Annotated in this window: 17 protein-coding genes; 6 read left to right on the forward strand and 11 right to left on the reverse strand. The window is 54.9% G+C overall.

All coding sequences use genetic code 11. The features are described from left to right. Positions 1-56 precede the first annotated feature (56 nt). Both mepK and ACE38U_RS11705 read left to right on the forward strand, forming a co-directional pair. Positions 57-605 (forward strand): peptidoglycan L,D-endopeptidase MepK, encoded by a 549-nt coding sequence (mepK, locus tag ACE38U_RS11700; RefSeq protein ID WP_038474005.1) that lies wholly within the window; start codon positions 57-59, stop codon positions 603-605. A 39-nt stretch (positions 606-644) separates the two neighbouring features. Then, a complete protein-coding gene (locus ACE38U_RS11705; protein WP_176981338.1) occupies positions 645-1292 on the forward strand; it encodes an MBL fold metallo-hydrolase in 648 nt (215 codons plus the stop codon). A 63-nt stretch (positions 1293-1355) separates the two neighbouring features. On the opposite strand, the gene ACE38U_RS11710 is transcribed toward ACE38U_RS11705, so the two are convergent. The 4 genes from ACE38U_RS11710 to pncB all read right to left on the reverse strand — a co-directional run bounded on the left by ACE38U_RS11710 (position 1356) and on the right by pncB (position 7192). Continuing rightward, positions 1356-2546: an amino acid aminotransferase gene (locus tag ACE38U_RS11710; RefSeq protein ID WP_038474000.1), complete on the reverse strand. Its 1191-nt coding sequence runs from the start codon at positions 2544-2546 to the stop codon at positions 1356-1358. A 185-nt stretch (positions 2547-2731) separates the two neighbouring features. Beyond that, entirely contained in the window at positions 2732-3814 is a 1083-nt protein-coding gene (ompF, locus tag ACE38U_RS11715; RefSeq protein ID WP_038473998.1) for a porin OmpF, read from the reverse strand. A gap of 597 nt (positions 3815-4411) precedes the next feature. After that, the gene (gene asnS / locus ACE38U_RS11720) at positions 4412-5812 is read right to left on the reverse strand and encodes an asparagine--tRNA ligase (RefSeq protein ID WP_038473995.1); all 1401 of its coding nucleotides are present in this window, start codon (positions 5810-5812) and stop codon (positions 4412-4414) included. 177 nt (positions 5813-5989) lie between these two features. After that, entirely contained in the window at positions 5990-7192 is a 1203-nt protein-coding gene (pncB, locus tag ACE38U_RS11725; protein ID WP_038482803.1) for a nicotinate phosphoribosyltransferase, read from the reverse strand. A gap of 379 nt (positions 7193-7571) precedes the next feature. Between pncB and pepN the strand changes: the two genes are divergently transcribed. Next, entirely contained in the window at positions 7572-10184 is a 2613-nt protein-coding gene (gene pepN, locus ACE38U_RS11730; RefSeq protein WP_375529797.1) for an aminopeptidase N, read from the forward strand. A gap of 35 nt (positions 10185-10219) precedes the next feature. On the opposite strand, the gene ssuB is transcribed toward pepN, so the two are convergent. Genes ssuB through ACE38U_RS11760 form a run of 6 tightly spaced genes read right to left on the reverse strand, consistent with a single transcriptional unit; the run spans position 10220 to position 14780 of the window. Continuing rightward, positions 10220-10990: an aliphatic sulfonates ABC transporter ATP-binding protein gene (gene ssuB / locus ACE38U_RS11735; RefSeq protein ID WP_375529798.1), complete on the reverse strand. Its 771-nt coding sequence runs from the start codon at positions 10988-10990 to the stop codon at positions 10220-10222. After that, positions 10987-11778, reverse strand: a complete 792-nt coding sequence (ssuC, locus tag ACE38U_RS11740) for an aliphatic sulfonate ABC transporter permease SsuC (RefSeq protein ID WP_038473986.1) — start codon at positions 11776-11778, stop codon at positions 10987-10989. Before ssuC ends, ssuB begins: the two co-directional genes overlap by 4 nt. A gap of 9 nt (positions 11779-11787) precedes the next feature. Further along, positions 11788-12933: an FMNH2-dependent alkanesulfonate monooxygenase gene (ssuD, locus tag ACE38U_RS11745; RefSeq protein ID WP_375529799.1), complete on the reverse strand. Its 1146-nt coding sequence runs from the start codon at positions 12931-12933 to the stop codon at positions 11788-11790. After that, a complete protein-coding gene (locus ACE38U_RS11750) occupies positions 12930-13907 on the reverse strand; it encodes a sulfonate ABC transporter substrate-binding protein (RefSeq protein ID WP_375529800.1) in 978 nt (325 codons plus the stop codon). Before ACE38U_RS11750 ends, ssuD begins: the two co-directional genes overlap by 4 nt. Then, complete coding sequence (gene ssuE, locus ACE38U_RS11755) at positions 13900-14475, reverse strand: NADPH-dependent FMN reductase (protein WP_038473977.1); 576 nt, start codon at positions 14473-14475, stop codon at positions 13900-13902. Before ssuE ends, ACE38U_RS11750 begins: the two co-directional genes overlap by 8 nt. Before the next feature lie 29 nt (positions 14476-14504). Beyond that, on the reverse strand, positions 14505-14780 hold the full coding sequence (locus ACE38U_RS11760) for a hypothetical protein (protein ID WP_375529866.1): 276 nt from the start codon (positions 14778-14780) through the stop codon (positions 14505-14507). Between ACE38U_RS11760 and pyrD the strand changes: the two genes are divergently transcribed. Both pyrD and zapC read left to right on the forward strand, forming a co-directional pair. After that, the gene (gene pyrD / locus ACE38U_RS11765; protein ID WP_038473971.1) at positions 14724-15734 is read left to right on the forward strand and encodes a quinone-dependent dihydroorotate dehydrogenase; all 1011 of its coding nucleotides are present in this window, start codon (positions 14724-14726) and stop codon (positions 15732-15734) included. The two genes, ACE38U_RS11760 and pyrD, sit on opposite strands and share 57 nt — an antisense overlap. Before the next feature lie 153 nt (positions 15735-15887). Further along, the gene (zapC, locus tag ACE38U_RS11770; RefSeq protein ID WP_038473969.1) at positions 15888-16430 is read left to right on the forward strand and encodes a cell division protein ZapC; all 543 of its coding nucleotides are present in this window, start codon (positions 15888-15890) and stop codon (positions 16428-16430) included. On the opposite strand, the gene ACE38U_RS11775 is transcribed toward zapC, so the two are convergent. After that, entirely contained in the window at positions 16427-17542 is a 1116-nt protein-coding gene (locus ACE38U_RS11775; protein ID WP_375529801.1) for a YcbX family protein, read from the reverse strand. The two genes, zapC and ACE38U_RS11775, sit on opposite strands and share 4 nt — an antisense overlap. Before the next feature lie 102 nt (positions 17543-17644). On the opposite strand from ACE38U_RS11775, the gene rlmKL reads away from it, so the two are divergent. Continuing rightward, a complete protein-coding gene (rlmKL, locus tag ACE38U_RS11780; protein ID WP_038473963.1) occupies positions 17645-19768 on the forward strand; it encodes a bifunctional 23S rRNA (guanine(2069)-N(7))-methyltransferase RlmK/23S rRNA (guanine(2445)-N(2))-methyltransferase RlmL in 2124 nt (707 codons plus the stop codon). Positions 19769-19772 lie beyond the last annotated feature (4 nt).

The raw sequence follows: 19772 nt of genomic DNA on the forward strand, positions 1-19772 counted from the left end.
CAGTGCGCAAAAGTGCATATTAAACCATCATTTTATTACCTGTAGACCTGGATATCATGGACAAATTTGACGCTAATCGCCGCAAGCTACTGGCTTTGGGGGGCGTGGCTTTCGGTGCCGCTCTCATGCCTTTGCCGTCGTTTGCCACCCTCTCGACACCACGCCCGCGTATTTTGACTCTCAATAACCTGCATACCGGAGAGTCACTGAAAGCCGAGTTTTTTGATGGCAGAGGCTATATTCAGGATGAATTAGCAAGACTTAATCACTTCTTTCGGGATTACCGGGCGAACAAGATTAAATCGATCGATCCTTCACTGTTTGACCAACTCTATCGCCTGCAGGGGCTGTTGGGTACCAACAAACCGGTGCAGTTGATTTCTGGCTACCGCTCCATCGACACCAATAACGAACTTCGCGCTCACAGCCGCGGCGTAGCGAAAAAAAGCTACCACACCAAAGGCCAGGCGATGGATTTTCATATTGAAGGGGTTTCGTTAAGCAATATTCGCAAAGCGGCATTATCTATGCGCGCAGGTGGTGTAGGATACTACCCCAGCAGCGACTTTGTGCATATTGATACCGGGCCGGTAAGGCACTGGTAAAACAACGGAATCCGGCTTTGTTGCCGGTAATGGAGCAGCATGAACTATCACATTATTCCGGTCACGGCTTTTGCCCAGAACTGTTCTCTTATTTGGTGCGAGGAAACGCAGCAGGCGGCGCTGGTGGATCCCGGCGGCGATGCGGCGCGTATCAAGCAGGAAGTGGCTCAGAAAGGCGTAAAGGTTAGCCAAATTTTGCTGACGCACGGTCATCTCGATCACGTTGGCGCGGCGGCCGAGCTGGCGGCACATTACGGCGCGCCGGTTGTGGGTCCGGAAAAAGAAGATGAGTTCTGGCTGCAGGGCTTGCCGCAGCAAAGCCGAATGTTTGGCCTCGACGAGTGTCAGCCTCTGACGCCGGATCGCTGGTTAAACGAAGGGGAAAGTGTCGCCGTAGGGAATGTGACTTTACAGGTGTTGCATTGTCCGGGGCATACGCCTGGCCATATCGTCTTCTTCGATGAGGCCTCTCGTTTGCTGGTTTCTGGTGATGTCATCTTTAAAGGCGGAGTGGGGCGCAGCGATTTTCCACGTGGTGACCACGCGGCGTTGATTGATTCAATCAAGCGTAAATTGCTGCCGCTGGGGGATGATGTGACCTTTATTCCCGGCCACGGGCCGATGTCTACCCTGGGCTACGAACGTCTGCATAATCCGTTCTTACAGGACGAGCAGCCGGTCTGGTAAATATGTTTTCGAGTAAAAAAAGAGCCGCTTATGCGGCTCTTTTGCTTTTTGCTGGCTGTAGTTTTACAGCACGGCCACGATGGCTTCACACAGCGGCGCCATGTTATCCGGGGTCATGCCCGCCACGTTGACGCGGCCGGATGCCACGGCGTAAACGCCAAACTCTTCGCGCAGGCGCAGCACCTGTTCTTTGGTCAGGCCGCTGAACGAGAACATCCCGTTTTGATTGATGATGAAGCTGAAGTCGCGGTTGGCGCCTTTCTCCTGCAGGGTATTCACAAACAGCTGACGCATACGGTGAATGCGCTGGCGCATGTCGGTCAGCTCTTGTTCCCACATGGTACGCAGCGCGTCATTGCTGAGAATGGTTGCCACGACGGAGGCACCGTGCGCAGGTGGGTTAGAATAGTTGGCGCGAATAACCGATTTCACCTGGCTGAATGAACGGTCAGCGGTGTCGGCATCGGTGGCAACCAGCGTGAAAGCGCCTACGCGTTCGTTGTACAGGCCGAAGTTCTTGGAATAGGAACTCGCCACCAGCAGCTCTTTGTGGCCGGCAGCAAAAATACGCAGGCCTTCCGCATCCTCTTCCAGACCGCGGGCAAAGCCCTGGTAGGCGAAGTCAAACAGCGGCAGCCAGCCTTTGGCCAGTGACATTTCTGCCAGCGTTTTCCACTGTTCGGCGGTAGGATCGATCCCGGTAGGGTTATGGCAGCAGCCGTGGAACAGCACCACGTCACCGGCTTCGGCAGCCTGCAGGCTGGCAACCAGACCATCAAAGTCCAGGCTGTGATTTTCCGCATCATAGTAGGCGTACTCTTTCACTTCCAGACCGGCGGCGTTAAACACGCTTTTGTGGTTAGGCCAGCTTGGGTTGCTTACCCAAACGCGTTTCGCTGAGGTATTTTTTGCCAGGAAGTCAGCGGCCACGCGCAGCGCACCGGTACCGCCTGGGGTTTGCGCGGTACGAGCACGTTTGTCGGCAATCAGGGCATTGCCTTTACCGAACAGCAGCTCTTGCGTGCAGCGGCCAAATTCTGGAATACCATCAATACCCAGATAGTTCTTGGTGGTCTCATTTTCCAGCAGATACAGCTCGGCTTTCTTAACGCTGGTCAGTACCGGCGTTTTACCGGTCTCGTCCTTATAGACCCCGATGCCGAGGTTGATTTTGGTTGGACGATCGTCGGCGCGAAACAGGTCGGCCAGACCAAGAATAGGATCGGCAGGGGCAGCGGTAATGTTCTCAAACATGACGGGTTCCATTAGTGATATCGGGGGAAATCGCTTTCAGGTTAACTGCTGTTTTACGAATTGCCAACCGTTTGCGACAAAAAGAGACGGTTAGCGATAACATCGGGTTTATTCTACTTTTTTGCCATAAAAAAACAGGGCCGAAGCCCTGTTTTTAAACATTTCAGACAAACAAATGGCTGAAATTAGAACTGGTAAACGATACCAACAGCAACGGTGTCGTCTGCACCCACGCCCAGCTTGTTGTTTTTGTCGATCTGGTTGATCTGATAGTCAACATAGGTGGACATGTTTTTGTTGAAGTAGTAAGTCGCGCCGATATCAATGTAGTTGAGGTAATCTTCGCTGCCGATACCTTCAACATTTTTCGCTTTAGATTTGTAGTAAGCGATGGATGGACGCAGACCGAAATCGAACTGGTACTGTGCTACAACGGAGAAGTCCTGAGTTTTGTTCAGGAAGCCATCGGTACCGTTGATGGTCAGACGGGTAGCGTTGCGGCTTTCACCGTACAGCGCGGCCAGGTAGATGTTGTTCGCATCATATTTCAGGCCGGTAGCCCACTGCTCTGCTTTAGCGCCGTGACCGTATGTCAGGGCCTGCTGATCGTTAGTGCGGTCAGCCGCGCCGTAAGCACCTACGATGCCGAAGCCATCAACGGTGTAGCTTGCGGAGCTTGCCCAGCCGTCACCGTTAGAGCGGGTTGCATTGCCAGCACGATCGTTTTTGCCCAGGTACTGAACGCCGAAGTCCAGACCGTCAACCAGGCCGAAGAAACCGCTGTTACGGTAAGTTGCGAGACCACCGTTACGGCCGGAGAAGAAGTTGTCGCTGTTGCCGGTGTCACCGCCAAACTCTGGCAGCATGTCGGTTACGCCGATTGCGTCGTAAACCAGACCGTAGTTACGACCGTAGTCGAAGGAGCCTGCGTCACCGAATTTCAGACCCGCGAAGGCCAGACGGGTTTTGTTCCCTTTCTGAGCGTCAGCACCTTCAGAGTTGTTACCCTGGAAGTTGTATTCCCACTGGCCGTAACCGGTCAGTTGGCTGTTAATTTGAGTTTCGCCTTTGAAGCCAAGACGGGCGTAAGTTTTGTCGCCGTTACCCTGAGCGTTCGCACCGTTATCTTTAGCGAAGTAATGCAGACCTACCGCTTTACCGTACAGGTCTACTTTGTTGCCGTCTTTGTTATAGATTTCTGCAGCGTTTGCTGCACCGGCTACCAGCAGAGCAGGGATTACCACTGCCAGAATATTGCGCTTCATCATTATTTATTACCCTCATTGTGGTTTTTATGGACACCTGCCACTGCCGTCAATAATTCTTTACGGAACTATTGAGGATAGTTTGGTGTCTTTCTGTATCTGTCTGGCATCTTTCCATCCATGAAACCGTTTCGCTAGCCTGAAAGTGCTACAAATGTCTAAACTGAGTTTCAAAAGGAAAATATGTGTAACTAAATGTTAATATCAGGGAACTTTGTGAACCATTTCAAATTTCGCTCTTAATGCAACCCGAATGCGCAATTTCTAATCATATATATATGAATTACTTATGTTTAATCCGCATAAAGCTATTTGGTGAATGTTTCTTGTTCACAATTGTTCATTTTTTGACTTGTTTTTAGATGGCTGGATGGCTGTGTGAAAAATGTACAAATGTGCTATGCCCATCACTATTTGAAAGCGCGAGCAAACTTAAGCGCAATTTTTGTTAAAGAATGTGAGGCAGAAATAGTTGGTAACGGGGTTGTCGGGAAAGAGGGTTGAAATTGACGTTTGTTTAACGAGCGTTGAAGAAAATAGACCTTTTATGCTGAAACGTAAAAAAGGCCAGCGGAAGCTGGCCTTTTGGTTTTCTCTGGCTTAGAAGCTGGCGTTACGCGGCGTACGTGGGAACGGAATCACATCGCGCACGTTCTGAACGCCGGTGACATAGGCGATCAGTCGCTCAAAGCCCAGGCCAAAACCTGAATGCGGTACGGTGCCGTAGCGACGCAGGTCGCGGTACCACCAGTAATCTTCTTTATTCAGGCCCATTTCAGCCATGCGCGCGTCCAGCACATCCAGGCGCTCTTCACGCTGGGAGCCACCGATGATTTCGCCGATGCCCGGGGCCAGAACGTCCATAGCGGCAACGGTTTTACCGTCTTCGTTAAGGCGCATATAGAAAGCTTTAATGTCTTTCGGGTAGTTTTTCACCACCACCGGTGCCTTGAAGTGCTGCTCGGCCAGGTAACGTTCGTGCTCGGATGAAAGATCGACCCCCCAGTAAACCGGGTTTTCGAACTTGTGGCCGCAGTTCAGCAGGATTTCAACCGCGTCGGTGTAGTCCACCTGGGCGAAGTCTGCGGAGATGAAGCGTTCCAGACGCTCAATCGCTTCTTTGTCGACGCGTTCAGCAAAGAACTTCATGTCGTCCATGCGTTCATCCAGTACGGCCTTAAAGACGTACTTCAGCATCGCTTCTGCCAGCCCGGCCACATCGTCCAGGTCGGCAAAGGCCACTTCTGGCTCCAGCATCCAGAACTCGGCCAGGTGGCGGCTGGTGTTGGAGTTTTCTGCGCGGAAGGTTGGCCCGAAGGTATAAACCTTGGACAGCGCGCTCGCGTACGTTTCGCCGTTCAGCTGGCCGGAAACGGTCAGGAAGGCTTCTTTACCGAAGAAGTCTTTGTCGAAGTCGACTTTGCCTTCCGGAGTGCGAGGCAGGTTTTCCAGATCCAGCGTTGAGACGCGGAACATCTCGCCGGCACCTTCGGTATCCGAAGCGGTGATCAGCGGGGTGGATACCCAGAAATAACCATTTTCGTGGAAGAAGCGGTGCAGCGCCTGAGCCAGCGTGTGACGAACGCGGGCAACGGCACCAATCATGTTGGTGCGCGGGCGCAGGTGAGCCACTTCGCGGAGGTATTCGATGCTGTGGCGTTTGGCCGCCATCGGATAGGTATCCGGATCGTCAACCCAGCCGGTAACTTCAACTTTGGTTGCCTGGAGTTCGAACGCCTGGCCCTGGCCCTGAGATTCGACCACAACGCCGGTAACAATCACCGAACAGCCGGTGGTCAGGCGCAGAACGTCTTCATTGTAATTGGGCAGAGAATTATTAATGACGGCCTGTACAGGATCAAAGCAGGAACCGTCATAGACGGCGAGGAAGGAGATACCAGCTTTTGAATCTCTTCGAGTACGCACCCATCCGCGCACGGTGACTTCGCTGTCAACGGCGGCACGGCCCTGGAGTACGTCGGCTACAGGCACAACGCTCATAGTTTTCTCTCTATTAAATGGTCAATGACAAAAAAAATAGTAACCCACAGATGGGGGTTATCTATGTTACCTGTCACGCGCCATCAGACAAGCAGAATTCGCGTTGCTTATGAAGAAATAAAGGAAAGAGCGAAGCGCGGTGAATAGCAAAGCCTCTATTCACCGATTATCGCTGAATCAGCTGGCTTTTTTGACCAGCGGAAGGTCGAAGGCTTTGCGTAATGCTCGCACAAAGGCTTTATCGTGGCAGATGGTTTTACCCGGGCTGTCTGAAAGCTTGGCGACCGGCTTGCCGTTACACTCTACAAGCTTAATCACGATGTTCAGCGGCTTGACCTGTGGGATGTCGCAGGTCAGGCGGGTGCCAATACCAAAGCTGAGGTTAACCCGGGATGAGAAGCGGCGGTAAAGTTCCACGGCCTTGTTCAAATCCAGGTTGTCAGAAAACACCAGCACCTTGCTCAGTGGGTCGATGCCAAGTTTTTGATAGTGGGCAATGGCTTTTTCACCCCACTCGATCGGGTCACCCGAGTCGTGGCGCAGCCCCTGATAGCGGGTAGCAAATTCCTGCCCGAAGTCACGCAGAAAAGCGTCCATGGTAATACAGTCTGTCAGGGCAATCCCTAACTGGTCAGGATACTCGTCCAGCCAGGCCTGCAGCGCCGCGCGCTGGCTATTCGCCAGGTCGGGGCTTATCTGTTGATGTGCCTGGAACCATTCGTGAGCCTGCGTGCCCATCGGCGTCAGGTCAAGACGGCGGGCCAGATCGTAGTTGCTGGTGCCGATGAACCACGGCTCCTGCTTGAGGCGCTGAACGATAGCCTGCTGTACTTCGCGAGAGAAGCGGCGGCGAGTGCCGAAGTCCATCAATCGGAAATGGGAAAGATCGACCCCCGCGGTCAGCGCGTTAAATTCCTGAAGTTTGGTTTCCAGGTGGTCCAGAGCCATTTGGGGCGTAACGCCCGGGGCGCGATGCTGGTGAACGACTTCACTTATAACTGCCAGCAGGGGAACTTCCCACATGATGACTTCCCGCCACGGTCCGCTGAGGCGGATATCTAAATGACCGTGATTATTGGTCACCTGGACTTGCGAAGGGTCATAGCGGAAGTCGCGCAGCCAGTCGAGATAATCGGCTTTGAAAAAAGGCAGGCTTTTAAGCCAGTGAAATTCTTCATCGCTGAGGTGAAGGTGCTGCATAGCCGCTACCTGCTCACGAATGGCGTCGGCATGAATGCCCAGCAGATCGTCGCCGCGGCAGCGGAATTCCGCTGCGACGTTAACGTCGTAATAGCGGTGGTAAACCGCTTGCTGCATATGAAGCTTATAGGCGTCAGTATCCAGAAGCGTTTGCAAAATCGGGGAAGCGTGTCGTGTCATGGCGCGTTTCAGCATCCTCTCACAGGAGCGTTTCCATCAGTCCGGGCAAATAAAGACGCGGGAGTATACCTTGATTATCCGTTTATTGAAGCAAGATCACAACATTAGGGGGGGCGGGGGGAAAGGGCAATTTGTGCCATAACGGGATTATGCACAAAGCAACACGTTGATATGATTATGTTTAGAGTACTAAACAAAATGTGCGATTACACCCTGATAGTCGCGTCTTCTCTAAGGTGCATGGTCACCAAAGTACTACGCTGAGCCGCTAAAATTTTTTGGCCGCAGATGGCCAAAGATGAAGATTCTGCGTAGCAACATTCCGGCAACAGGAATAGACTGAAGTCCATTATCTTACGGACGATGTATAAGGTTTTTTATGACACAACAGCCACAAGCCAAATATCGCCACGACTATCGCGCGGCGGATTATACGATAACCGATATCGATTTGACCTTTGACCTTGATGCCACAAAAACGCAGGTTACCGCGGTCAGCAAAATTGTCCGTCAGGGCGAGGCTGGCGCGGCGCTGCATCTTGATGGTGAAGACCTGACGCTGGTCTCCATCGCCGTAAACGGGACCCCGTGGCAGCATTATCGTCAGCAGGACGGCGCGCTCATTCTGGAGCAACTGCCGGACACCTTTACGCTGACGATTGTTAACGAAATCAGCCCGGCGACCAATACGGCGCTCGAAGGGCTGTATCAGTCCGGTGAAGCGCTGTGTACCCAATGTGAAGCAGAAGGCTTCCACCATATTACCTGGTATCTGGACCGCCCGGACGTGCTGGCGCGCTTCACGACCAAAGTCATCGCCGACAAAAGCAAATACCCGTATTTACTGGCTAACGGTAACCGCATTGCCGAAGGCGAGCTGGAAAATGGCCGTCACTGGGTGCAGTGGCAGGACCCATTCCCAAAACCTTGCTACCTGTTTGCGCTGGTAGCGGGCGATTTTGACGTCCTGCGTGACAGCTTCAAAACCCGCTCCGGGCGTGATGTTGCGCTGGAACTGTTTGTTGACCGCGGCAACCTCGATCGTGCTGACTGGGCGATGACCTCGCTGAAGGCCTCAATGAAGTGGGATGAAACCCGTTTCGGCCTGGAATATGACCTCGACATCTATATGATAGTCGCCGTCGACTTCTTTAATATGGGCGCGATGGAAAACAAAGGGCTGAATATCTTCAACTCTAAATATGTCCTGGCCCGCGCCGAAACCGCCACCGACAAAGATTACCTCGACATCGAACGCGTTATCGGCCACGAATACTTCCACAACTGGACCGGTAACCGCGTCACCTGCCGCGACTGGTTCCAGCTGAGCCTGAAAGAAGGCCTGACCGTGTTCCGTGACCAGGAGTTCAGCTCTGACCTGGGTTCTCGTGCGGTAAACCGTATTCAGAACGTGCGCACCATGCGTGCCATGCAGTTCGCCGAAGACGCCAGCCCGATGGCGCACCCGATTCGCCCGGACAAAGTTATCGAAATGAATAACTTCTATACCTTAACGGTATATGAGAAGGGGTCAGAAGTTATTCGCATGCTGCACACGCTGCTGGGTGAAGAGAACTTCCAGAAGGGTATGCAGCTTTACTTTGAACGCCACGACGGCAGCGCGGCAACCTGCGATGACTTCGTGCAGGCGATGGAAGATGCGTCCAACGTCGATCTGTCTCATTTCCGCCGCTGGTATAGCCAGGCCGGTACGCCGGTGGTAACCGTTCGTGACGACTACAACCCGGAAACCGAGCAGTACACGCTTACCATCAGCCAGATGACGCCGCCGACCGCCGAGCAGCAGGAAAAACACCCGCTGCATATCCCGTTTGATATCGAGCTGTACGATAACGAAGGGAAGGTCATTCCGCTGCAGAAGGATGGCCACCCGGTGCACCACGTGCTAAACGTGACTCAGGCAGAGCAGACCTTCGTCTTCGATAACGTCTACTTCCAGCCTGTTCCGTCCCTGCTGCGTGAATTCTCCGCGCCGGTGAAGCTTGACTATAAATGGAGCGATCAGCAGCTGACGTTCCTGATGCGCCACGCGCGGAACGACTTCTCCCGCTGGGATGCGGCGCAGAGCCTGCTGGCAAACTACATTAAAATCAACGTGAACCGCAGCCAGCAAGGGCAGCCGCTCTCACTGCCGCTGCACGTGGCTGACGCATTCCGCGCTATCCTGCTGGATGAGAAAATCGATCCGGCGCTGGCCGCTGAGATCCTGACGCTTCCTTCGCAGAATGAAATTGCCGAGCTGTTCCAGACTATCGATCCGATCGCCATTGCCGAAGTGCACGGTGCGCTGACTCGTACCCTGGCGGCAGAGCTGGCCGACGAGTTCCTGGCAATCTACAACGCCAACAAGCTCGACGGCTATCGTGTGGATCATGGTGACATCGGTAAACGTGCGCTGCGCAATACTTGCCTGCGTTATCTGGCGTTTGGCGACGTTGAACTTGCCGGGCAGCTGGTGCGCGAGCAGTATCAGCAGGCTGACAATATGACCGATTCCATTGCCGCACTGTCCGCCGCGGTGGCTGCACAGCTGCCATGCCGTGAAGCGCTGCTGACCGAGTACGATGAGAAGTGGCACAAAGATGGCCTGGTTATGGATAAGTGGTTTGTCCTGCAGGCGACCAGTCCGGCAAGCAACACGCTGGCTAAAGTGCGTGAACTGCTTAATCACCGTTCCTTCAGCCTGGGCAACCCGAACCGCGTTCGCTCCCTGATTGGGGCATTTGCCTCAAGCAACCCGGCAGCGTTCCACGCCAAAGACGGCAGCGGCTACCAGTTTATGGTGGAAATGCTGACCGAGCTGAACAGCCGTAACCCACAGATCGCTTCTCGTCTGGTTGAGCCACTGATTCGCCTGAAGCGTTACGACGCGGAACGTCAGGCTAAGATGCGCGCCGCGCTGGAGCAGTTGAAAGGGCTGGAAAACCTGTCCGGGGATCTGTTCGAGAAAATTGCCAAGGCTTTGGCATAAGTTCTGCCCCTCACCCGAAGGGTGAGGGTATAAACTCAGCCGGTACGCACCGTGCGTGCCGGCTCTTCTAAACCTCGTTTCATCACTCTGGCCAGCACCTCAGCCTCCAGTTCGGCCAGCTTCGCCGATCCCAGTCGCCGCGGACGCGGTAAATCGACCGTCAGATCCAGGCCAATTTTTCCTTCTTCTATGAGCAGCACGCGATCGGCCATGGCGACCGCCTCGCTGACGTCATGCGTCACCAAAAGCACCGTGAAGCCGTGCTCCTGCCACAGCGAAACAATCAGCTCCTGCATTTCGATTCGCGTCAGGGCATCCAGCGCGCCGAGCGGTTCATCAAGTAATAGCAGGCGTGGGCGATGGATAAGCGCTCTGGCCAGCGCAACGCGCTGCTTTTGCCCGCCGGAAAGCGCGGCCGGCCACTCGCTGGCTCGATTTTCAAGGCCAACGGCGGTAAGCGCCTTGAGCGCCGCCTCTCGCCAGCTGTTTTTCAGCCCAAGCCCGACGTTGTCTATCACCGTTTTCCACGGCAGCAGCCTGTCGTCCTGGAACATCAGCCTCGTGTCATCCTGGCTCTCACGTAGCGGCGCGCTGCCGGCGTATAGCGCGCCGTGATTTGGGTTTTCCAGCCCGGCAAGCAGGCGGAGCAGCGTACTTTTGCCGCCGCCGCTGCGGCCAACCACCGCCACAAACTGCCCGGCAGGAATGCGCAGCCCAAGTTGATCGAGAATGACTTTATCGCCATAGCGTTTGCCGACGTTATTAAGCCACAGCGGCGTGCCCTGATTCAGACGAGCAGTTGTCATACCGTCTCCTCCTTTAATTGATAAGCCGGATGCCAGCGTAACCAGACGCGTTCCAGCAGGCGGGCGCTGACGTCGGCGAGTTTGCCCAACAGCGCATACAGCACGATGGCCACCACCACCACGTCGGTTTGCAGGAACTCCCTGGCATTCATCGCCAGATAGCCAATCCCGGAATTCGCAGAAATGGTTTCCGCCACGATAAGCGTCAGCCACATCAGGCCCAGAGCAAAACGCACGCCGACCATAATGGACGGTAATGCGCCCGGCAGAATGACGTGCACAAACAGGCTGAAACCGGAAAGCCCGTAGCTGCGGGCCATCTCCAGCAGACCGCGATCGATATTACGGATGCCGTGCCAGGTATTGATATAAATCGGGAACAGGGTGCCGAGCGCGACCAAAAAGATCTTGGCCGTTTCGTCGATGCCAAACCAAAGGATCACCAGCGGGATCAGCGCCAGGTGTGGGACGTTGCGTAGCATTTGAATGGAGCTGTCGAGCAGGCGTTCTCCCCAGCGTGACAGGCCGCTTATCAAACCTAAGATCAGACCCAGCGATCCGCCGATGCTAAAACCGATCGCCGCCCGCCACGAGCTGATCGCCAGGTGCTGCCAGAGTTCTCCGCTGGCAGAAAGGCTCCAGAACGCCAGCACTACGCCCTCCGGAGAGGGCAAAATGCGCGTCGAAAGCCAGCCCGTGGACGAAGCTAGCTGCCAGACAAGTACGATGCCCACCGGCAGTGCCCAGGGCGCCAGGCGCAGCAAGACTTTATGGATGGATGCGTTCATTCTGCCTCTCTAGCTTTGCGCCACTTTACGCGGGATAAAGTCATTGGCGACAACTTCCCCTTTTTCATGAACCTGCCGTGGCTGAGGAATTTCAGGAATAGCGACATCAAGGTGAGGGAACAGCAGTTCACCCACGCGGTATGCTTCTTCCAGGTGTGGATAGCCGGAGAGAATAAAGCTGTCGATACCCAGGTCGGCGTATTCATGAATACGGGCTGCGACGGTCGGCCCGTCGCCCACCAGCGCCGTGCCTGCGCCGCCGCGAACCAGTCCGACGCCAGCCCATAGATTTGGGCTGATCTCCAGCTTGTCTCGCTTGCCGCCGTGCAGGGCAGCCATGCGCTGCTGGCCGACCGAGTCGCTGCGGGCAAAGGCTGCCTGTGCTTTAGCGATGGTGATGTCATCGAGGAGTGAAATAAGCCGGTTTGCAGCCTGCCAGGCTTCTTCGTTAGTTTCCCGCACGATGACGTGCAGGCGGATACCAAAGCGGACTTCACGCCCCTGAGCTGCCGCTTTCGCCCGAACCTGATCTATTTTCTCCTTCACCAGATGCGGGGGTTCACCCCAGGTCAGGTAAAGGTCAACCTGCTCGGCCGCCAGATCCTGTGCTGCATCGGACGATCCGCCAAAATAAAGCGGGGGGCGCGGCTGCTGCACCGGAGGGTAGAGCAGCTTCGCACCTTTCACTTTTATGTGTTTGCCATCGTAGTCGACGGTTTCGCCTTCGAGCACACGCCGCCAGATGCGGGTAAACTCCGCCGAAGCCTCATAGCGTTCTTGATGATCGAGAAATACGCCTTCGGCGGCCAGTTCCTCGGCGTCGCCGCCGGTCACCAGGTTGAACAATGCCCGCCCGTTGGAAAGGCGGTCAAGAGTGGCGGCCTGGCGTGCGGCAAGAGTAGGGGATACGACGCTCGGGCGCAGCGCGACCAAAAATTTAAGCCGCTGGGTGACGGGGATCATCGAGGCGGCAACCAGCCAGGCATCCTCGCAGGATCGCCCGGTTGGAATAAGCACGCCGGTAAAACCGATGCGATCGGCTGCCTGTGCGATTTGCTGCAGATAACCATGGTCAACCGGGCGGGCGCCTGTCTCGCTGCCGAGATAGTGACCATCACCGTGGGTGGGTAAAAACCAGAACAGATTCAGGCTCATGACTTAGCTCCTTGTGTCGCGCCAGCGGGTTGCCAGATGCGGGTACGAATATCGACCTTCTTCGGCACGAGGCGGTTTTCATAAAACAGATCCGCAGTGTTTTGCTGCTTGCCTGCGGTAGCTTCGCTTACCGGCGTAATTTCTGAAGGAGGACGATGGTCAAAGTAAGTGGCGATCACCGCTTCAGGCAGGCCCATCGTTTTGGCCAGCAGCGTTACGCTTTCTGCCCGCTGCGTGCGGGTGAGCGCGTCGGCATCGCTGAAGGTTTTCAGCACCTGCTGGAGGAATACGCCATTGGCCTGCGCGTAAGGACGAGAGGCTAAATAGAAAGATCCGGTTTGATTAAGTTCGCTGCCGTCAGTCAGGACGCGAACGCCGCCGTTTAACAGCGCCGCCGAATAATACGGATCCCAGATGGCCCAGGCGTCTACGTTACCCTGCTGGAAAGCAGCCCGCGCATCGGCAGGAGTCAGGTATGCAGGCTGAATATCGGAAAACTTCAGCCCGGCTTTCTGCAGCGCTCGCAGCACCAGATTGTGCGAGCTGGAGCCCTTCTGGAAGGCTATCTTATGGCCTTTTAAATCAGCCACCGTTTTCAGCGGGCTATTCTCCGGCACCAGGATCACCTCTGCTTTCGGTTTGGGCGGCTCGGCGCCCACGTACAGCAGATCTGCGCCAGCGGCCTGCGCGAAGATCGGCGGAATATCTCCGGTGCTGCCCAAATCAATACTGCCGACGTTCAGCGCCTCAAGCATCTGCGGCCCGGCAGGAAATTCAATCCATGAAACTTTGGTCTTCGGATACTGCTTTTCCAGTAGCTGGTGGCTTTTGGCCAGCACCATGCTGACCGACCCCTTTTGATAGCCAATGCGCAGCTGTTCCGGGCCGCTTTCAGAGGCATTACTGTAGGTCGAAAAGGCGAGCAGGCCAGCAAAGGCAAGCCAGGGACTGCGGCGTTTAAGCAGATTAAACATGGCTGACTCCCCGAGCGTTAAACGGCGAAGGCACCACAAAGTCACGGCGATGAAGCGCCTGCCAGAAAGTTTCCAGCGATTCATCAAGGCGTTTTTGCAGATTTGGCGTGAACTGAGGTTTATGCTGGTAATCAGTAACCTGGCCGTCGTCGGCGAACACGCCGTGCAGAATTTCCTGAGCCTTCAGCGCGTTCAGCACCGGCTTAAGGGCATAGTCCACGGCGAGCATATGGGCGACGGTGCCGCCGGTCGCGAGAGGCAGAACAACCTTTTTCTCTAACGCGCGTTCAGGGAGCAAATCGAGCAGCGTTTTTAGCGCGCCTGAAAACGAGGCTTTATAGACCGGCGTGGCGATAATCAGGCCGTCGGCGGTGCTGAGCTGTTCAATGAGCGTCAGTAAAGCGGGGCTGTCGAACCGCGCATACAGCAGGTCTTCCGGCGCAAAGTTCTGCAGGTGCCAGTGATAGACTTCAACATCCAGGGCGCTCAGTTTTTCCCTTGCATACTCCAGCAGAGAGCTGGAACGAGAAGGGTAGCGAGGGCTTCCGGCCAGGGTAATCACACGCATCATGACTCCTTATAACTAATTGTTTGCTTTTATCTAACATTGATAACAATTAGCGTGATACTGGCAGAGATGATTTCTTCAGCTAAGTGATTTTTCCGGGATAGATTTGCGAAAAAGCGCATATCGCACGCCGGGAAAAGAAAACGTTTGCTTCTATTCAGGCTTTTTTGCGGCAGGTCAATTCCAATCATCGCCCGGATCGTGAATAATAGCGCCCCGGTCTGCACACCGGGAATCCAGGAGAGTTCATGTACTACCCCTTCGTTCGTAAAGCCCTTTTTCAGCTCGATCCAGAGCGCGCTCATGAGTTAACTTTTCAGCAATTACGCTTTGTCACCGGTACGCCGCTTGAGTGGCTGGTTCGTCAGAACGTGCCGTCAAAACCGGTGACCTGCATGGGGTTAACGTTCAAGAATCCGCTGGGCTTAGCCGCAGGCCTGGATAAAAACGGGGAATGTATTGATGCCTTCGGGGCGATGGGCTTCGGTTCCATCGAGGTGGGCACCGTAACGCCTCGTCCTCAGCCGGGGAACGATAAACCACGAATCTTCCGCCTGGTGGAGGCCGAGGGGCTTATTAACCGCATGGGGTTTAATAATCTTGGGGTAGATAACCTGGTCGAAAATGTAAAAAAAGCGCACTTCGACGGCGTGCTCGGGATTAATATTGGCAAGAACAAAGACACCCCCGTTGAACAGGGGAAAGATGATTATTTGGTCTGTATGGATAAAATCTATCCGTATGCTGGCTATATTGCGATCAATATCTCATCACCGAATACGCCAGGATTACGTACGTTGCAATATGGTGAAGCGCTGGACGATCTTTTAAGCGCCATTAAAAATAAGCAGCAGGCGCTGCAAGCGATCCATCATAAATATGTTCCCGTGGCGGTGAAGATCGCGCCGGATCTTTCTGAAGAAGAATTGATCCAGGTAGCGGACAGTTTAGTTCGCCATAATATTGATGGGGTGATTGCCACCAACACCACTTTAGACCGGAGCCTCGTTCAGGGCATGAAGCACTGCGACGAAACCGGTGGCTTAAGCGGTCGTCCGGTACAATTAAAAAGCACGGAAATTATTCGTCGCTTGTCTCAGGAATTAAATGGTCGACTACCGATTATCGGCGTCGGCGGTATTGATTCAGTTATCGCTGCTCGCGAGAAGATCGCGGCGGGAGCTTCACTGGTTCAAATATACTCCGGCTTCATTTTTAAAGGCCCGCCGTTGATTAAAGAAATCGTTACTCATCTCTGATCATTTACGCTTTGCAAACAACCAGGGCTTTATTTTCGGCTCTGGTTGTTTTATATTCCGCTACTGTTGCTTATTTAAACATATTGGTCTTTTATTAATATGGTAAGAATCTGAGTGGCAATTCAGCAGCGGGATAAATGAAGGGTAAGCATTATGCGGATAAAACCGGACGATAACTGGCGTTGGTATTTCGATGAAGAGCACGATCGAATGATGCTCGATTTGGCCAATGGCATGCTATTCCGTTCGCGCTTTCCGCGCAAAATGCTGACCCCGGATGCCTTTGAAAACTCAGGTTTTTGTGTTGACGATGCGGCGCTCTTTTTCTCCTTTGAAGAAAAATGTCGTGATTTACCGTTGGGTAAAGAGCAGCGTGCCGAGCTGGTGCTTAACGCGCTGGTGGCGATTCGTTTCCTCAAACCGCAAATGCCGAAAAGCTGGCATTTTGTCTCTCACGGTGACTGTTGGCAGCCGGGGATCGGGGACGGGGCCTGCGTGTGGCTAAGCGAGAATATGCAGCAGGTGAACCTGCTGGTGGTAGAAACCGGTGATAATGCCGCGCTTTGCCTGCTCGCTCAGCAGGGGCTAACGTTAGCCGGCCGCACTATGCAGCTGGGTGATGCTATCAAAGTCATGAATGACCGACTGAAACCGCAGCCTTTGAGCAGCGGCCTCAGCCTGGATCAGGCCGTTTAACGCGGCGCGACGCTCACGTTTCCGGCAGGAACACAGCTGCAGCACAAAATTGTGCCATCGGCGCCAATCGCACCTTTCTTTAACGCCTTCACTTCGCCGTCCAGCAACCGAATTCGACAGCTTCCGCAAATTCCGGCCCGGCAAGAATAGGGCACGCGAATCCCTTTGTTTTCCAGCTGCTCCAGCAGAATTTGCTGGTTATTGCCCTGGAACGTTGTGCCTTCCCAGTCGATATTAACGCTGCTTTCAGGCTGGCTTTGCGGCTCGAGGCTTTCGACCACTTCACCCGGGCCATAAACATTGGCCGGTTTGTGGGCGAGTACTTCCAGCTCATCGCCAACGCGAATAACGCCGCTGTTGCGGGCAATTAAATTCTGGCCGAAATCCACGGCACCGCTGTTATCCTGCGCGGTGCGGAAGCCCTGCAGCGTTTTTAACGGTTCGCCGCTGGGATGTTTCAGGCCACGTTCCGGGCTTACGGTGGTAAAGATGCAGCGGCTACAGGGTTTGACTACATCAAAGGTGACGCCACCGATGCGCACCACTTTCCAGGTGTCTTCTGCCCACGCTGGCACCCCGGTGACCACCATATTGGGGCGGAACTGGGTCATTTTGACGCTGGCCGGGCAGCGGTTTTGCAGGTCGCGCAGCGAGGCTTCGTTGGTCAGCAAATAAGGGAAGCCGTCGGCAAACGAAAGCGGCACCTCTTCGTGGCGCTTAACCCGGCGGGTAGGCTCCTCGCCAACCCAGCGAAGCTGCACCGGGCGCGAGAAGAAGCCGCTTAGCCATTGATTAATTTCGTCAGGGGCAATAAGCGCGGTAAAGTGCGAACCCCAGACTTCAGTTGGCGCAGGCGCCTCGGTAAAATCCGCAAAGCGAATGCTGGCCGAGCTGCCGTCCGGGGCTGATAAATAAAGGCCGTCATGCAGGAACGCCGGGGTGAACAATACCATCTGCGGATGCTGGCGGGCGGTAATAAAGGTGCCATCCAGTTCGGTAATCATAAAGATGCGATCGAAGGCCAGCCCGCTGGTGGTTGCCTGCGCGTGGGAGAGCGCCAGACCGCGCATGGATTTTACCGGGTGAATAAAGAGTTGAGACAAAGTAATCACGGCGCCCTCCGTGGGAAATAAATTAAGAGGGCAACTTTATGACATGCGTTGCGGATTAGCTATAATGCGCCACAATTTTCTTTTTACCTGATAAGTGACGATATGAATTCTCTGTTTGCCAGTACGGCGCGTGGGCTTGAAGAGCTGTTAAAAACTGAACTAGAAAACCTGGGGGCCCAGGGCTGCCAGGTCGTTCAGGGCGGCGTACATTTCCAGGGGGATACTCGTCTACTCTATCAAAGCCTGATGTGGAGCCGCCTGGCTTCGCGTATTTTGCTGCCACTCAGCGAATGCAAAGTTTACAGCGATCTCGATCTGTACCTCGGCGTGATGGCTATCGACTGGCCGGCGCTGTTCGGGCCGGGCGCAACGTTTGCCGTGCACTTCAGCGGCCTGAACGAAACCATCCGCAACAGCCAGTACGGCGCGCTGAAGGTGAAGGATGCGATTGTTGACTCCTTTACCCGCAAGAATTTGCCGCGTCCGGATGTCGATCGTGAGCAGCCAGACCTGCGTATTAACGTCTGGCTGAACAAAGATACCGCCAGTATCGCGCTGGATCTCAGCGGTGAAGGCCTGCATCAGCGTGGCTACCGTGATGCAACCGGTGCCGCTCCTATAAAAGAAACCCTGGCTGCGGCCATCGTGATGCGTTCCGGCTGGCAGCATGGTACGCCGCTGCTGGATCCGATGTGCGGTTCCGGCACGCTGCTGATTGAAGGCGCGATGATCGCTACCGATCGCGCGCCGGGCCTACATCGTAAGCGCTGGGGCTTCCTGAACTGGGCGAAGCATGATGCGGACGTCTGGAAAGAGGTGGTGACCGAGGCACAGGTTCGCGCTCGCCGTGGCCTGACTGAATATCCGTCTCGCTTCTATGGTTCAGATAACGACAGCCGCGTCATTGAACGCGCCCGCGCCAACGCCCGTCGTGCAGGTCTTGGCGAGGTTATCAGTTTTGACGTTAAGGACGTCGCTAAGCTGACCAACCCGCTGCCGGAAGGCCCTGCGGGTACGGTGGTCAGTAACCCACCTTATGGTGAGCGTCTGGAAAGCGAGCCTGCGCTGATTGCCCTGCACAGCCTGCTGGGTCGCCATCTGAAAAATCAGTTCGGCGGCTGGAATCTGTCGCTGTTCAGCGCTTCCCCAGAGCTGCTGAGCTGCCTGCAGCTGCGCGCCGATCGCCAGTTTAAGGCCAAAAACGGCCCGCTGGACTGCGTGCAGAAAAACTATCAGCTGGCGGTTAGCCCTGCTGGCGTCGCCGCGGCAAGCGGTCAGATTGCTGAAGATTATGCCAACCGCCTGCGCAAAAACGTCAAAAAGCTTGATAAGTGGGCCCGTCAGGAGGGGATTGAATGCTATCGCCTGTACGACGGCGACCTGCCTGACTACAACGTTGCGGTTGACCGCTACGGCGACTGGGTCGTGGTGCAGGAATATGCGCCCCCGAAAACCATCGATCCGAACAAAGCCCGCCAGCGCCTGTTTGACGTCATCGCGGCAACGCTTGCGGTTCTTGAACTGCCAACCAACAAGCTGGTGCTAAAAACCCGCGAGCGTCAGAAAGGGAAAAGTCAGTACCAGAAGATGGGCGAGAAGGGCGATTTCATGGAAGTCAGCGAGTTTGACGCGCGCCTGTGGGTTAACCTTACCGACTACCTGGATACCGGCCTGTTCCTTGACCACCGCATCGCTCGCCGCATGCTGGGCCAGATGAGCAAAGGGAAAGACTTCCTGAATCTGTTCGCCTATACCGGTACCGCAACGGTACACGCGGGTCTCGGCGGGGCGAAAAGCACCACCACGGTGGATATGTCGCGTACCTACCTTGAGTGGGCGGAGCGTAACCTGCGCCTGAACGGTTTGACCGGCCGCGCCCATCGCCTGGTCCAGGCTGATTGCCTTGGCTGGCTGCGCGATAGCGATGAGCAGTTTGACCTGATCTTCATCGACCCGCCGACGTTCTCCAACTCCAAGCGCATGGAAGATTCTTTCGACGTGCAGCGTGACCATATTGCGCTGATGAAGGATCTGAAGCGCCTGCTGCGTCGCGGCGGTACCATTATGTTCTCCAACAATAAACGTGGCTTCAAAATGGACTTCGCCGGCCTGGCGGAGCTTGGCCTGGTTGCACAGGAAATTACACAAAAAACGCAGTCGCAGGACTTTGCGCGCAACCGCCAGATCCATAACTGCTGGTTAGTCACTCACGAATCCCGGGATTAATAGT

This window comes from Cedecea selenatireducens (genome assembly GCF_042138895.1).
GTDB lineage: Bacteria > Pseudomonadota > Gammaproteobacteria > Enterobacterales > Enterobacteriaceae > Cedecea > Cedecea selenatireducens.